Source organism: Collinsella sp. AM15-2 (assembly GCF_003471985.1).
Taxonomy (GTDB): Bacteria; Actinomycetota; Coriobacteriia; order Coriobacteriales; family Coriobacteriaceae; genus Collinsella.
The window spans coordinates 39,602-53,448 of the sequence record NZ_QRKO01000006.1 but is presented as its reverse complement, the minus strand read 5'-3'; the positions used below and the strand labels follow the sequence as shown (position 1 = coordinate 53,448).

General features: G+C 58.4%; 15 protein-coding genes. 8 read left to right on the top strand and 7 right to left on the bottom strand.

The window, feature by feature from the left end; translation table 11 throughout:
• Nucleotides 1-74: 74 nt before the first annotated feature.
• The 3 genes from DW171_RS04140 to DW171_RS04130 form a co-directional block, all read right to left on the bottom strand.
• Nucleotides 75-959, bottom strand: coding sequence for a Sir2 silent information regulator family NAD-dependent deacetylase (locus DW171_RS04140; protein ID WP_118270503.1), 885 nt, complete (start codon nt 957-959; stop codon nt 75-77).
• Nucleotides 901-1,686 carry a protein-ADP-ribose hydrolase gene (locus DW171_RS04135; RefSeq protein WP_118270502.1) on the bottom strand — a complete coding sequence of 262 codons (786 nt, stop codon included), beginning with the start codon at nt 1,684-1,686 and terminating at the stop codon, nt 901-903. The genes DW171_RS04140 and DW171_RS04135 overlap by 59 nt, the downstream gene beginning before the upstream one ends.
• 141 nt (nt 1,687-1,827) lie before the next feature.
• A complete protein-coding gene (locus DW171_RS04130; RefSeq protein ID WP_117862845.1) occupies nt 1,828-2,160 on the bottom strand; it encodes a helix-turn-helix domain-containing protein in 333 nt (110 codons plus the stop codon).
• Nucleotides 2,161-2,358: 198 nt separating this feature from the next.
• On the opposite strand from DW171_RS04130, the gene DW171_RS04125 reads away from it, so the two are divergent.
• The 3 genes from DW171_RS04125 to acgM are packed head-to-tail and all read left to right on the top strand — an operon-like array spanning nt 2,359 to nt 4,341.
• On the top strand, nt 2,359-2,604 hold the full coding sequence (locus DW171_RS04125; protein ID WP_118270501.1) for a hypothetical protein: 246 nt from the start codon (nt 2,359-2,361) through the stop codon (nt 2,602-2,604).
• A 24-nt stretch (nt 2,605-2,628) separates the two neighbouring features.
• Complete coding sequence (locus tag DW171_RS04120; RefSeq protein ID WP_118270500.1) at nt 2,629-3,249, top strand: 4Fe-4S binding protein; 621 nt, start codon at nt 2,629-2,631, stop codon at nt 3,247-3,249.
• Nucleotides 3,250-3,294: 45 nt separating this feature from the next.
• The gene (gene acgM / locus DW171_RS04115; protein ID WP_118270499.1) at nt 3,295-4,341 is read left to right on the top strand and encodes a radical SAM/SPASM domain protein, ACGX system; all 1,047 of its coding nucleotides are present in this window, start codon (nt 3,295-3,297) and stop codon (nt 4,339-4,341) included.
• A gap of 107 nt (nt 4,342-4,448) precedes the next feature.
• Here acgM and DW171_RS04110 read toward each other — a convergent pair whose 3' ends face one another.
• Nucleotides 4,449-4,694, bottom strand: coding sequence for a glutaredoxin (locus DW171_RS04110; RefSeq protein WP_118270498.1), 246 nt, complete (start codon nt 4,692-4,694; stop codon nt 4,449-4,451).
• Between the two features lie 51 nt (nt 4,695-4,745).
• Nucleotides 4,746-5,573 carry a TipAS antibiotic-recognition domain-containing protein gene (locus DW171_RS10145; protein ID WP_158571011.1) on the bottom strand — a complete coding sequence of 276 codons (828 nt, stop codon included), beginning with the start codon at nt 5,571-5,573 and terminating at the stop codon, nt 4,746-4,748.
• A gap of 140 nt (nt 5,574-5,713) precedes the next feature.
• Here DW171_RS10145 and tsaA point away from each other — a divergent pair, with 140 nt between their 5' ends.
• Nucleotides 5,714-6,451 (top strand): tRNA (N6-threonylcarbamoyladenosine(37)-N6)-methyltransferase TrmO, encoded by a 738-nt coding sequence (tsaA, locus tag DW171_RS04100; RefSeq protein ID WP_233539097.1) that lies wholly within the window; start codon nt 5,714-5,716, stop codon nt 6,449-6,451.
• Between the two features lie 112 nt (nt 6,452-6,563).
• Entirely contained in the window at nt 6,564-7,775 is a 1,212-nt protein-coding gene (locus tag DW171_RS04095; protein ID WP_118270496.1) for a MalY/PatB family protein, read from the top strand.
• Nucleotides 7,776-7,872: 97 nt separating this feature from the next.
• Here DW171_RS04095 and DW171_RS04090 read toward each other — a convergent pair whose 3' ends face one another.
• Nucleotides 7,873-8,352, bottom strand: coding sequence for a pyridoxamine 5'-phosphate oxidase family protein (locus DW171_RS04090; protein WP_117630053.1), 480 nt, complete (start codon nt 8,350-8,352; stop codon nt 7,873-7,875).
• Between the two features lie 42 nt (nt 8,353-8,394).
• Entirely contained in the window at nt 8,395-11,199 is a 2,805-nt protein-coding gene (locus DW171_RS04085) for a transporter substrate-binding domain-containing protein (protein ID WP_158571010.1), read from the bottom strand.
• 197 nt (nt 11,200-11,396) lie between these two features.
• Here DW171_RS04085 and DW171_RS04080 point away from each other — a divergent pair, with 197 nt between their 5' ends.
• The 3 genes from DW171_RS04080 to DW171_RS04070 all read left to right on the top strand — a co-directional run bounded on the left by DW171_RS04080 (nt 11,397) and on the right by DW171_RS04070 (nt 13,815).
• Nucleotides 11,397-11,822: a potassium channel family protein gene (locus tag DW171_RS04080; protein ID WP_117862347.1), complete on the top strand. Its 426-nt coding sequence runs from the start codon at nt 11,397-11,399 to the stop codon at nt 11,820-11,822.
• A gap of 35 nt (nt 11,823-11,857) precedes the next feature.
• On the top strand, nt 11,858-12,391 hold the full coding sequence (locus DW171_RS04075) for a TIGR00730 family Rossman fold protein (protein WP_118270494.1): 534 nt from the start codon (nt 11,858-11,860) through the stop codon (nt 12,389-12,391).
• 125 nt (nt 12,392-12,516) lie between these two features.
• Nucleotides 12,517-13,815, top strand: coding sequence for a chloride channel protein (locus DW171_RS04070; RefSeq protein WP_118270493.1), 1,299 nt, complete (start codon nt 12,517-12,519; stop codon nt 13,813-13,815).
• Nucleotides 13,816-13,847: the final 32 nt, after the last annotated feature.

The window sequence follows — 13,847 nt, the reverse complement described above, 5'->3', positions numbered from 1 at the left end:
TCATTGGGGACGTTCTTTAACGACTAGTCATTCAAGAACGTCCCCAACGACTATGTGAGACAGCATCGCCTTTGCTATCTGACGGCTTGGACGGCAAGTGCGTCCAGCACACGCCCTGCGTCGGCGTTGATTAGAATGCTGCGATCGGCGATTTCTGCCGGAGCGACTGCCTCGCCAAAATTGACGCATGTGTACGTTGCGCGCTCGTTTTTGGCAGTCATCTGCCAAAACGGGTACTTGATGATGACGGGCGTGTTGCCGCCCACACCAAGCTCCAAGAACAGGATGCGCATATTGCTGTGGCGGCGCAGGAAATCTTGGTAACGGTCGGCCGCGGCATACCAGCCCTTATCCTGCACAAACGTATCGTCGGCGCGCAGGTTCATCGTGAGCGGGGAGCCGCAATGGGGGCAACGGGGCACTAGCGCAGAAGGAATGCGCAGGTCTTCTTGGGCGGCGACCATGTAATGTACGAGCTCTTCGTTGTCCCAAGTTTCCTGACAGCAGGGCTTGCTGCACTGGAATAGACCATAGTCGCCCTGCGTGTAAAAGAGTCGCTGTTTATCGAAACCGGCGCGTTGGAAGCAATGGTCTACGTTTGTGGTCAGCACAAAGTAATCTCGGTCGCGCAGCAGGCCCAAAAGCTGTTCGTAGATGGGCTTGGGTATGGGGTCATATCGGTTGCACATGATATAGCGGCTCCAAAATGCCCAGTATTCCTCGAGGGAGTCATAGGGGTAGAAACCGCCGGAGTACATGTCGGTAAAGCCGTAGCGTGCGGCGAAGTCGCCAAAGAGTTTCTCGAAGCGCTCTCCCGCGTAGGCGTAGCCAGCCGCGGTGGAAAGACCCGCGCCGGCGCCGATTATCACGGCGTCGGATGCATCGAGTGCGGCTCGGAGCTTAGCGATCTGCTTGGAGAAGGTCGCGGTAGATTGACTCGTCAGACGCGAGAAAAACATTGAAGATCACCTTAAGGTTGGGGTCGTTATGGTCTAGATGATGACGAACGGCATCGATGGCAACGCGCGCGGCGGCTTGTTGGGGATAGCCAAAGACGCCCGTCGAAATGCAGCAGAAGGCAAGCGTGTCGAGCTTTCGGCTCGTCGCTTCTTCCAGGCAGCTGGTGTAGCAACGGCGCAGTAGCAGTTCCTCGCGCGGGCCAGGCTTATGGTTGGGCACGATGGGACCGACGGTGTGGAAGATATGACTGCTGGGCAGGTTAAAGGCTGGCGTGACCTTGACGCATGCGGTCGGTTCCTCATGCCCCTGTTTACACATGAGGCTGGCGCACGTCAGGCGCAGCTGCGTGCCGGCGTATGTGTGGATGGCATTGTCGATGCAGTGGTGTCCCGGCACAAAACAGCCGAGCATTTGGCTGTTGGCGGCGTTGACGATGGCGTCGGCCTTAAGCAGCGTGATGTCGCCACGCCAGACGGCAATGCGATTGCAGTAGGGAAGCGTGCCGGCATCGGTTGCGCCGCCGCGCTCAACAAGCCGCTGCTGCAAGTAGGCATCCTGGATATCGAGCACCTCTGTCGCGAGCGCTTCGGGCGACCGCACGTTCATAAGGGCCCTGAGCAAATCACACTGCTCACCGGCTCCGGCGGGAACGGCAATGCCGCGTCCGTCCGCTCGCTCGTTGAGCAATGCATTGATAAGCCAAATACGACGCTCGGCTTGATTCATGGCTGACCTCCTGTCCAATTGAGTTGGGCGTGTTTGACAGCAGTGTGCAACCCGGACCGCTTCTTCAAAAGAGGGCACAAAAAGGTAAGCGCCGTGGAGCGGTATGCCCCACGGCGCTCAATTTGCAAAAGCCCGTAGCTGCTAGGAGCTTCGCACAAGCTGCTGGTAGTCGGTGCCCCATTCCACAAGAGAATCGATGATGGGCATAAGGCTTTGACCCAGCTCGCTCAGCGCGTATTCGGTACGGATGGGCGTTTCGGGAATGACGGTGCGCGTGATAAGTCCCGCGGCATCCATTTCCTTTAGGTTTGACGAGAGCACCTTTTGACTGATGCCGGGAATAGAGCGATGTAGCGCGTTGAAGCCCAGGGGCTGCTCAATGAGCTGCTGGATGATATAGATTTTCCACTTGTTGCCAAAGAGCTGAAAACACGTAGCGACGGGGCAGGGAGGCAGTTCTTCTTTGGTGAGCATGGTAACCTCGCAATCGGGTAGGTTGCTTGCATTATCGCAGCTGCTGGCGCCCGCGGCTACAACTTACTTTTTGGTAACTGGCTAATAGATTAGTGCCTTCTTTTGGGTGGGGTGCATTCCTCGCATGATGTGCTTAGGCGCAAAAGCGTCTACGTCCGGGCGGCTTCGCCCAGCCGCCCCCAATCGAAAGGAATTGCCATGTCCGAGAATCTCGAGAACGTTGCCGCTTTCGCTTCTTGCGGTACCGCCGATCCCGCGCCCGCCTGCGGCTCCGCCGATCCCAAGGCCGCGCCGGCCTGTGGCACCGCTTGCGGCTCCGTCGATCCCGCGGCTGCTCCTGCTTGCGGCTCCGTCGATCCTGCTGCCGCCCCTGCTTGCGGCTCCGCCGATCCCAAGGCCGCGCCGGCCTGTGGCACCGCTTGCGGCGCTGCGGACGCTCAGTAAGCAATCGCTAGGAGGGGACTCGTAATGGATGCTCAGACTTGTCTCAAGAAGATGCAGCTTGCCGGGACGCTCTCGCTGGCAACTGTGGACGAAAATGGCGCGCCGCAAATTCGCTGCGTGAGCGCTGTACATTACGAGTCCCGCGCCATCTACTTCCTCACGGCGCGCGGCAAGGAGATGGCCCGCCAGCTTATGGCCGATGGGCGCGTCCAAACGCTCGTCCACACGCGGTTTAACGAAATGATTCGCATGTCCGGCGTTGCCACTCCCGCCTTGGATTCCGAGCAAGTTTACTGGCGTGACGTTATTTATGCCGAGCAGCCGTATCTTGCCAACGTTTATCCCGGTGATACGCGTGATATCAACACTATCTTTAAGGTCGAAAACATCGTGCTCGACTACTTTAACCTTGGGGTTCGTCCTATTGAGCGCGCTGTCTTTACCCTAGACGAGGACATGGCGTCCGCGCCCGTTAAGGGTTTTCGTATTGATTCCGATGCGTGTATCGGTTGCGGTACCTGTCTTGAGCACTGTCCGCAGAAGTGCATCGAGCCGGGTGACTCGTATCGCATAGAGCCTGAGCACTGCTTGCACTGTGGCGCCTGTGAAGAGAATTGCCCCGTCGGCGCCGTTGAGCGCCTGTAGCCCAATACCGTCATCAATTTGAACATCGACCAAGGGAGTCCCACGATGCAAAAGCCCGCGTTTGCCTTCCAGTGGCATATTACGGATGAATGCGATCAGCGTTGCAAACATTGCTATATCTTCGCCAACGGTGCCTGCGCTGGTTTTAAGCGCATGCCGTGGGAGCAGATGGTCGAGGTCGTCGATCAGGCCCAGGCCCTCTGCGAACGCATCGGTCGTCAGCCGTACTTTTACGTTACGGGCGGTGACCCCATACTCCATCCCGATTTTTGGCGCCTTGCCGAGCTTTTGCACGAGCGGGGTTTTATGTGGTGCGTGATGGGCAATCCGTTCCATCTGACCGACGAGGTCTGCGCCCGCATGAAAGAGTTGGGATGCCGCAAATACCAGCTCTCGCTCGATGGACTCGAGAAAACGCACGATTACTTCCGTAAGCCCGGCTCGTTTGTCGAGACCTTGCGTGCGATTGGGTGCCTTAAGCGCGCGGGTATCTGGGTTGCCGTTATGAACACGGTTTCGAGTATGAATGCCGCCGAGCTGCCGCAGCTCATTGACCTTGTGGCAAGCCTCGAAGTCGACGTGTTCGCTTTTGGACGATACTGCCCCACCTCGGGCCAAAAGCGTGATGAGTTCCATCTGGAGCCGCTGGAATATCGCGACGTGCTGCTGGCCGCGCAAGAGCGTATGGAGTTTCACCAGGCTGCGGGCCGCAAAACGTTCTTCCAGCTCAAAGATCACCTGTGGACGCTTCTTTTGTGGGAGCAGGGCAAATTCACCATCCCCAAGAGTGCCAAGCCCGGCATGATCTACGACGGCTGCCATTGCGGTACGGGCCATATGACGGTGCTGCCTACGGGCGACGTCTATGCGTGCCGTCGCATGGAGAGCAAGGTGGGCAACGTTGCCGAGAACTCGCTCGAGGAGCTGTTCTTTTCGCCGCAGATGGAAGCAAAGCGCGACTTTAAAGAGTTCAAGAAGTGCTCCAAATGCGAACTTTTTGGCTGGTGCCGCGGCTGCCCCGCTGTGACGTATGGTTACACAGGCGATATGTACGAAGCCGATCCTCAGTGCTGGAAAGAGATCGAGGAATAGGATCGCCGTGTCATCGGGTAGTCGTTGGGGACGTTCTTTAACGACTACTCATTTAAGTGCGTCCCCAATGAGTGGAACTACTCATTTAAGTGCGTCCCCAATGAGTACTAGATCAGGTTCTCCTGTACCCAGGCGATGATGTCGCTCGATTCGTAGAGTGGCTTGCCGTCGATGAACAGGCAGGGAACCTGGCGTTTTCCGCCGACGGCGATGAGCGTCTGCTCGGCATCGGGGTCGGTCGAGATATTGCGCTCGGGAATGGTCACGCCGTTATCGGCCAAAAAGTGCTTGACCCTTATGCAATACGGGCAGCCGGTCATAACGTACAGTGCGAGCTCGTGATCAGTAGCCATGGGTCTCCAATCGGTTGAGGTTTCGATTGAAATACCCAAAGCCGCTGCGGTCTATGCGTGAGCCGACGACGACTCGATTGCCTGGACCAGAAAAGCCGTGGCTCCGGTGCCGCAGGGCTTGTCATAGTAGTCGATAAAGCGCTGATCGGCAAGATAGCCGTGGGCGAGGCCTAGGTATGCTTCGTCTTGAGGTTCGTGCCCCCAGTTAAGGCCAATCCATCGACGGTGCATTGCGACAAGCTTGCGGGCTTCGTTGCTCTTTGGGTCGCCGTCGCCCATGGCAATCGAGAGTTGACCCAGAATAGCGCGTTCAAGTTCCTTCATGTCGTTCCATGTCTGAGGATCCATGTCCAGTAACGTTTCGTTTGCTGCATCGATAGCCTCATCGCCATAGCGCGCCCGCGCCTCGGCACCGTAGCGCTCCTCGTTTTCCTGCACGGTACGCCAGCGCTCCAGTTGTGGCAGGACAGCGCCCATAAGCGAGACGGCTTCGTCGAGCGACATGCCGGTGTTTTGTGCCAGGCGCGGGGCACAATCCTCAATCATGGCCTCCATCGTGGTCTCGTAGGTGTACTTGCCGTGGTCGTAGCACCACTTGCAGTAATGGTCGGTCGTGGCGCCGTGGGCATCGGTACCGCAATCGTCGGGCGTGAGTATCATGCCGCAGCTCTGGCAATAGTGCTCGGGCATTTCGAGCAGATGAGACAGTGGCTCGCCGGTCACGGCGGCAATGAGCTTCATCATGTCGATGCCCGGGGTGACCTCGCCGCGCTCCCAACGGCTGACGGCTTGGCGTGTGACGAAGAGCTTGGCGGCGAGCTGCTCTTGGGTGAGATTGTTGTCGCGGCGGATGGCGATGAGCTTTTCTGCAAAGGCCATGACGGCTCCTTTCTGCTGTTTGTTGCTTTAAGCATACGCGGCGGCCGGCACCCTTCCAAGCAACCGTTGGTTGCACGACGGGGACCGCGGCGAAGAATTGCGCGCAACACCCCACGCCTCCATGCCGTACAATGACCGGCATGGAACCTATTGCACACATACATACCGACCTGCCGCAGAAGTTCGGCATCCCACGCAACAGCTTTTTGGCGCCCCATCTGCAGGGTCGCATCGTCTTTGAGCCGGAATTTGCCTCCAACGCTGCAGTTGAGGGTCTGGACTCCTTCTCTCACCTATGGCTGCTGCGGTGCTTCGAAAACGGAACGCCCGGCGGCACGGCTAAGGACATAGCCGCCGATGCCAAAACGCAGGACAGGTCCGGCATCAACGCAAAATGGTCGAAAACCGTGCGCCCGCCGCGTCTGGGTGGAGCCGAGCGTGTGGGCGTGTTTGCCACACGCAGTCCGTTTCGCCCTAATCCCATCGGGCTCACCTGCGTCAAGCTCAGCCGTGTTGAGCTCACCGATGATGGCCCGATCATCCATATACTGGGGGCCGACCTGCGCGACGGCACGCCCATCTACGACATCAAGCCCTACATTCCATTTGCCGACTGTCACCCGGATGCGACGGGCGGCTGGATTGAGGACGCGCCGTGGCAAGAGCTCGATGTTGAGTTCCCACAAGCGCTGAAAGATACGGTCCCGCCTGCAAAGCTCCCCGGCTTGGTCGAGGTCCTTCGCCAAGATCCGCGCCGTGCGGGTAGCAAGCACGAGCCCAACCGCGTTTACCACTTGGCCTACGCCGGGCTCGACATATCGTTTACGGTCGACGGAACCAGGTTGACGATAACCGCTATCAACGACGCGCAAGACTAACCAGCCATTCGTCCGCACCCGTCAAATTAAGCGCCAAACCCCATGTCAAAACCGCCCACGCTGGTGGACAATAACGCCTACCGAAACAATCCGCTTTGCACGGGAGCTCAGCATGAAATACGACTTTACCTCGCTTATCGACCGCCACGGTATGGACGCCATCGCCGTTGACTCCTGGGGAGAAATTCCCGACATGGCTCCGAACGCACCCGACGAGGGCTTCGACCGCATCCCCATGTGGGTAGCGGACATGAATTTTGCCACGGTGCCCACGGTCCAGGAGTACATCATTCAGCGCGCCCAGCACCCCATGTTTGGCTATTTCGATCCGCGCCCCGAGTACTTCGACCGCATCATCGAATGGCAGAGTCGCCGTAATGGCGTCGAGGGCCTGGCACCTGAGCACATCGGCTACGAAAACGGTGTGCTGGGCGGTGTCGTGTCGACGCTGCGCGCATATGTCCAGCCGGGCGATGCGGCGCTGGTCCACAGTCCCACCTACATCGGCTTTACCAAGTCCATCGAGGCCGCGGGCTATCGCATTGTCCACAGCCCGCTTAAACTCGACGACCAGGGCGTGTGGCGCATGGACTTTGAGGACATGGAGCGCAAGCTCGCCCAAAACCATATCCATGCCGCGGTGTTCTGCTCGCCGCACAATCCCTGCGGCCGCGTATGGGAGCGCGACGAGATCGAGCGCGCCATGGACATCTATCGCCAGCATGATTGCGTGGTGGTCTCGGACGAGATTTGGTCCGATATCATCCTGCCGGGTCACAAGCATATCCCGACGCAGTCGGTGAGCGAGGATGCCCGCATGCGCACGGTTGCCCTCTACGCGCCCAGCAAGACGTTCAACCTGGCGGGCCTGGTCGGCAGCTACCACATCATCTATAACGAGACGCTGCGCGACCGCGTGTGCGCCGTGTCCAACAAGACTCACTACAACGAGATGAACGTCCTTTCGATGCACGCGCTTATCGGCGCCTACCAGCCGCAGGGCTACGAGTGGGTCGATGAGCTCAATCAGGTCATCCAGGGCAACATTGACTACTTCTGCGATTACGTTGACGAGCATTTTGAGGGCGTGTCCTATTCACGTCCGCAGGGCACCTACATGGTGTTTCTGGACTGTACCAAGTGGTGCCGCGAGCATGGCCGCGATATTCAGTGGCTGCTCGACGAGGGCGCTCGTGTGGGCGTGGGGTATCAGGACGGCCGCCCGTTCCACGGGCCCTGCCACATTCGCGTGAATCTGGCACTGCCCCTTTCGCGGGTAAAGGAGGCGTGTGAGCGCCTGGACCGCTACGTTTTTGGGGTATAGGGGGGCGCTCGATTCGAGTGCTGCCCCATGCGCCCACGCCGTCAAAATGCGTGGGCGCATGGGGCGCAGAGGGTAGCGAGCGCGTTTTTCGCATTCGCTACTTTTCCTGAATCTGCTTGCCGCAAAGATGCTCAATTGAAATCTCGTAGAGTTGGACGCCCTTGATGTCTTTGGCGATTTCTTCCTCGACTTCTTCGGCAGAAGGGTAGTACTTAAGCGCGAGCTGGCGGACTTTGTCCTCGATAAACGCAGGCGCTTCATCTACCAGGCGGCAACGGCCAAAGACCACAGTGCTCATGACGTAAGGAGCCCAGTCGCCGTCCTTGTACCACTCGTTGCCGTAAACGGTAAAGCAGACTTTATCGTCACGCCTGAGCGAATCGACCTTGTGGCCGGCCTTGGCGCCATGGAAATAAATCTTGTCGTGCTCGGCGTCAAAGAAGTAGTTGACGGGAATGGCATAGGGGTAGCCATCATCGCCGTTGACGGCAAAGACGCCGCGCTTACAGGTGGCGAGCAACTCGCGCGCTTCCTCGTCAGTGATGGCGCGTTTCTTTCGACGTAAGGGCCTAAACATCGTTGGCTTCCTTTCTGGCTGTGCATGGTGGTTAAACGCAAACTATAGCGAAACAGTTCCGTTTTTCTTGATGCGGGCGAGTATGTTTTTGAGCTTGTTAAAGTCGAGCGGTTTGGGCAGATGGGCGTTCATACCGGCATCGTGTGCCGCCTTGGCGTCCTCGTTGAAGGCGTTGGCAGTGAGCGCGATGATGGGGATGTCGGCTGCATCGGCCTTTTCGCTCAGACGAATCGCGCGGGTTGCCTCGTAGCCATCCATGCCCGGCATCATGATGTCCATCAGGATCGCATCGAAGCTGCCGGCGGGACGACTAACGTATAGGTCGACTGCTTTGTTGCCGTCGGCGGCGCGCGTTACGACGATGCCTTCGCTTTCGAGTAGAGCCTGGGCAATTTCGGCATTGAGCTCGTTGTCTTCTGCCAAAAGGACGTTCATGCCGGCAAGCGAGCAACTGTATGTCTGCTTGGACGCACGTTCTTTTGCCTGAGGGTTCTTGTCGATATCGAGCGGTATCTGGACGTTGAACGTGCTTCCCGCGCCAACCTCACTCGAAATCTCAATCGTGCCGCCCATCATATCGATGAGCGATTTGACGATAGACATGCCAATGCCGGTTCCTTGGAACTTGCTACGCGCATCGTCGCCTTCCTGGGCAAACGGCTCGTAAATGTGCGTCAAAAACTCGGGCGTCATACCAATGCCGGTATCCGAGACGCTAAAGCAAAACACGGCGTGCTCGTCGTCGACCGGTTTGATGGTCGATGAGAACGTGACGGTGCCTCCGTGCTTGTTGTACCTGATGCTGTTGTCGAGCAGGTTGACAAGGATCTGCCGAATATGGGTGGGGCTGCCGATCATATATTGGTCGACAGCGTAGGGCTCGCTGGTGTCGAGCATGGTTATGCCGCGGTCCGATGCGCGGAGCTTGCACAGTACGAGCGCATTGTCGCACAGCTCTTTAAGGTTGAATGATTCGTGCTCGAGCGTCACTTTGCACTCCTCGATCCTGCCCATCTCGAGGATGTCGTTAATCAGTGACAGCAGGTGATTGGCGGCAACGCGCGCCTTGGCGCGGCTTTCGCGGGCGACCTGCATGTCGCCTTCTCTCAATTCCTCAATTTCGATAAGGCCTAGGATGCCGTTGAACGGCGTGCGGATGTCGTGGCTCATGCGCGTGAGGAAAGCGGTTTTGGCGGCGTTGGCGGCATCAGCTTTCTGCCGTTCCTCCTGTGCGCGGTAAAGCGACCAGACAAGGATGGCGATGCTGGTGAGCAAGATGCAGATGATAACAGTCGCAATGGCGGTGCGGTTACGATAGAAAAACTGGAACGTGTCCGATTCTTGCGCCGAGTACGATGTGGGGAAATAGCTGTTTGCAGAGAGCGATTCACCTGCATTGACGATGCCCTTATTGATGATTCCCAGCAGCTCGGGCTTGCCGCGCGAAATTAAACACGATAGCTGCGCCGTGTTGGTGAGTTCCTGTGTTTCGAAATCCTCGATGTCGTAGATGTCGCGGAGAGTTTCCAGGCGCGTGCTGGGGACAATGATGCAACGTGCCTTCCCCTCATCGAGGGCTTTGAGCACCTCGCCGTCATTCGAATACTCGGTTACCGTTGCGTTCGGAAAGAGACTTTCGAGCTCAAAACGGTTAACGATTGTGCTCTTTGTACAAGCGATGTTCTTAAGGTCGCTGTTCAGGTTTTTGCCACTGTGAATGGCGGTCAGCGAAACCGTTCCCATCGAGTTTGACTGGATGACCCCTGTCTGCTCGGCGAGCCAGTAGTCGCGAAACAACGGCAGGGCGACATCGATGGTCCCGTTGGAAAGGGCTTTGATCATTTGTTTGTTGCTCGAGAGTGTGATTGTTTTGACCGTAATGCCAAACTTGTCGTGCAACGTCGTTGCAAGCGAGGCGAGCGACCCTTCCATCTCGCCGTCGTCATTTTGCGTACAGTAGGGAAGTTGGTTTTTAAGATAGCCGATCGTGATGGTATTGCCGTTTTCTTTGAGCCAGGTGGTCTCGGGGCCGGTGAGCGATGACGAGCCACTGTTTTGGGTCGAGTAACTCGATTTGACTTCCTCGTTATAGCGCGGGTTATCGCGGGCGATGGTCGTCATGGCGGCGTTGATGTCGTTCATCAGATCAGGGCGGCTTTTGGGAACGGCAAAATGGTAGTCGCTCGAGCCTACGTAGAACATGGGTGACGCATCGGGCGACGAAATGGTGTCGTTCATGATGACGGCGTCGACCTCGCCGTCTGCAAGCGCCTCAAAGAGGGCACTGCCGGTGTCGATTTCTTTATAGGTGCAGGTAACGCCTTCGTCGGCGAGCCACTGCTGGCCGACGATAGTTTGCATAACGCCAGAGTTGCAGCCGATGGTGAGGCCTTGGAGCGCCTGGGGGTCACCCTTGGCCAGGTCGTCGCGGTCGGGCCTGGCGTAGATGTAGTAGCGCTCGGTGCCCTCGGGGTTCGAGGAAAAGAGCAGCTTCTGCTCGCGTTCTGCCGAATACGAGATGTTGGGCATGAGGTCGATTTCGCCTGCCTCGAGCATGTCCATAAGCTCGGAGAAGGTGCCGCTAACGTATTCGTATTGCCAGCCCTTTGTGTAATACGAGAGGGTCTGGAGGTACTCGTAGCCCCATCCCGAGAGGCGCTCGCCCGGCGTGCCTTCCTGGAAGCCTTTGTTGTTGACGAGCCAGCCAACGCGGACCGTCTTGACCTGCTGGTCGGAGTCGGCGGCAAAGGCTGGGGTGGGCATGACGGCGCTCAGTAGTGTGAGCGCAGCAAGCGCGACGGCTAGGGTGCGATATAGAGCTAAGCGAAGGACGGCGGAAGGTTTCACAGGCAATCCTATCGAGTTGAGACAGTTTCGCATAAGGATACCAGCTCAGCCTGCCCATTCAGCCGCCGCACCGCTAAACGGTCACTCCCGGCAGTTGGGGACAGTCCCTTTCTGCCGGCAGAAAGGGAACGTCCCCAACTGCCGGGTGTGGGACAATAACGAGCGAATGTGATTGGGCGTCTGGAAAAGGGGTCGCGATGAACAAGTTGAGGACGCTTGCCGACGTGTTGCGCCAGGCTGGCTTTGCGCGCATCACCGGCCTGTTCCTTATCTTCTACCTGCTGTGCTCGACGGCCGTCTGGCTGTCCGACCCTGCGACCCTTACGTTTGGCGATGGCCTCTGGTTTAGCTTTGAGACCGTATCGACGATCGGCTTTGGCGATATCCCGGCCGAAACGCCGGTTGCCCGCGCTATCACCGTCGTTTTGAGCGTCATCAGCATCTTCTACATCGCCATGCTCACGGGCGTGGCGGTGAACTACTGCAATACGCTCATCAAGATGCGCCAAAAGGACACCATGGCGCGCTTTATGGACGATCTTGAGCATCTGGAAGAGCTCGATCGCGATGAGCTCGCCGACCTGTCGCGCCGCGTGCGCGAATATCGCCGACGCCAACGCTAGGGCGGGCGCCGCGCGTCACAACAAGGGGGCTGAATATGAATATCACGGTATACCTGGGCGCCAGCGTCGGTAACGACCCGGCGTTTCTGCCTGCGGTGCAGCAGCTCGGCACATGGATTGGCTCCAACGGCCACGCGCTGGTATACGGCGGGTCCAAGTCGGGGCTGATGGGCGCGCTCGCCGATAGCGTGCTCGATGCCGGCGGACACGTGACCGGTGTGGAGCCGAGCTTTTTTATCGAGGCCGAGTTTCAACATGACGGTATCGACGACCTTATCGTGACGAGTGACATGGCCGAACGCAAGGCCAAGATGATTGAGCTCGGTGACGCGTTCATCGCCTTTCCCGGTGGGACGGGTACGCTCGAGGAGATTGCCGAGGTCATGTCCGCCGTGTCGTTGGGGCATCTCGATGCGCCGTGCATTCTGTACAACCTTGGGGGCTACTACAACGATCTTAAGGCGTTGCTCGAGCACATGATTGATAAAGGGCTTTCGAGCCCGAGGCGCCAGCACGGCATCTACTTTGCCGACGATTTGCGCGAGATTGCCTCGATTATCAACGGATAAGTCTTGAGCCTGCCCCACTATGACTCCCAATGGTGCCGTTTGCGGCGCAGACGGTTGGCTCGTTCGGGCAACGCTCGCTCTACAATAAAACGTATCTTTGCCGAATTTGACCACGGGAGGTCCCGATGGATAGTCTTGCAAAACCCAAAAACCGTGCGCTGTTTTTAGTGAGCGTGACCGTGACCGGTGCGTTTGCGGGCGCCGCGGTCTGGCTGTTTTTCTTTGCGATGGAGCACGGTATCGACTATCTATGGACCGAGATCCCTCATATGCTGGGCGTCGCTTCGCCCGAGCTCGCGAGCGGTCCGTTCGGTTTTTTGCCGTACCCGTTTTTCGTCTGCCTGCTGGGCGGCCTGCTGATCGGTCTGTACGAAAAGATGACGGGCACCAAGACCGATGACCTCAACCAGGTGATGGCCAAGGTTAAGCAAGACGGTCGCTACCCGTACGACAACCTCGGCAAGCTTTCGCTTGCGGCATTGCTGCCGCTGCTGTTTGGCGGAAGCATTGGACCGGAGGCCGGCCTGACCGGCGTTATCGCGGGTCTGTGCAGCTGGGTCGGCGACCGCATGCGTCGCTTTGGCGCCGAGTTTAGGGAGCTTACGCTGCTGGGTACCCAGGCTGCCCTGACGGCGCTCTTTACCGCGCCCATCTTTGGCTTTGTGGCGCCGCTCGCCGGTAGCGCCGATGGTCGGGGCGCTGGCGAGGACTCCGCGTCCGACGAGATCACCATCAAGCTGCCCAAGGCGCAAAAGACCGTGGTCTACGGCATCGCGATTGCCGGCGGCCTGGGCACCTATCTGCTGCTCGGCCAGCTTATGGGTGGCGGCATGGGCATGCCGAGGTTCGAGGCTGCCGAGGTGGGCAACCTGGAACTTGTCTGGCTCATTCCGCTGGCGTTGGTCGGCACCGTATGCGGTTGGCTGTACTTTGTCTCCGAGCATGCAAGTGAGGCGCTGTCCCATGCAATAGGGGAGCGCCCCGTCGTCAAGGCCATGCTGGCTGGTCTGGCGCTCGCCATCTGCGGCACAGTTCTGCCTTATACCATGTTTGCCGGTGAGACCCAGGCCGACGTACTTATGGAGACCTACCTCACCATCCCCGCCGGTGTGCTCATCGCGACCGGTCTTCTCAAGGCCATGCTGACGCCCGCCCTCATCAACATGGGCTGGCGCGGCGGCCACTTCTTCCCGGTTATCTTCTCGGGCGTAAGCCTGGGCTACGGCCTTGCCATCCTCACCGGCGCAGATCCGGTCTTTTGCGTCGCCGTCTGCACGGCATCGACGATGGGCGCCGTTATGCGCCAGCCTGTTATGGTTGTGGGCCTGCTGCTCATGTGCTTCCCACTCAAGGGTATCGTTTGCATGATCATCGCGGCCGTCATCGCCGCCGGCATTCCGCTGCCCAAGCCGCTGCGCAAGTAGCGTATTGCGCTTTACGGTTGTTCAGAACTTGT

Coding starts and splice junctions, on each gene's coding strand:
- DW171_RS04140 (WP_118270503.1), bottom strand. CDS start 959: ATGTTTTTCTCGCGTCTGACGAGTCAATCTACCGCGACCTTCTCCAAG.
- DW171_RS04135 (WP_118270502.1), bottom strand. CDS start 1,686: ATGAATCAAGCCGAGCGTCGTATTTGGCTTATCAATGCATTGCTCAAC.
- DW171_RS04130 (WP_117862845.1), bottom strand. CDS start 2,160: ATGCTCACCAAAGAAGAACTGCCTCCCTGCCCCGTCGCTACGTGTTTT.
- DW171_RS04125 (WP_118270501.1), top strand. CDS start 2,359: ATGTCCGAGAATCTCGAGAACGTTGCCGCTTTCGCTTCTTGCGGTACC.
- DW171_RS04120 (WP_118270500.1), top strand. CDS start 2,629: ATGGATGCTCAGACTTGTCTCAAGAAGATGCAGCTTGCCGGGACGCTC.
- acgM (WP_118270499.1), top strand. CDS start 3,295: ATGCAAAAGCCCGCGTTTGCCTTCCAGTGGCATATTACGGATGAATGC.
- DW171_RS04110 (WP_118270498.1), bottom strand. CDS start 4,694: ATGGCTACTGATCACGAGCTCGCACTGTACGTTATGACCGGCTGCCCG.
- DW171_RS10145 (WP_158571011.1), bottom strand. CDS start 5,573: ATGGCCTTTGCAGAAAAGCTCATCGCCATCCGCCGCGACAACAATCTC.
- tsaA (WP_233539097.1), top strand. CDS start 5,714: ATGGAACCTATTGCACACATACATACCGACCTGCCGCAGAAGTTCGGC.
- DW171_RS04095 (WP_118270496.1), top strand. CDS start 6,564: ATGAAATACGACTTTACCTCGCTTATCGACCGCCACGGTATGGACGCC.
- DW171_RS04090 (WP_117630053.1), bottom strand. CDS start 8,352: ATGTTTAGGCCCTTACGTCGAAAGAAACGCGCCATCACTGACGAGGAA.
- DW171_RS04080 (WP_117862347.1), top strand. CDS start 11,397: ATGAACAAGTTGAGGACGCTTGCCGACGTGTTGCGCCAGGCTGGCTTT.
- DW171_RS04075 (WP_118270494.1), top strand. CDS start 11,858: ATGAATATCACGGTATACCTGGGCGCCAGCGTCGGTAACGACCCGGCG.
- DW171_RS04070 (WP_118270493.1), top strand. CDS start 12,517: ATGGATAGTCTTGCAAAACCCAAAAACCGTGCGCTGTTTTTAGTGAGC.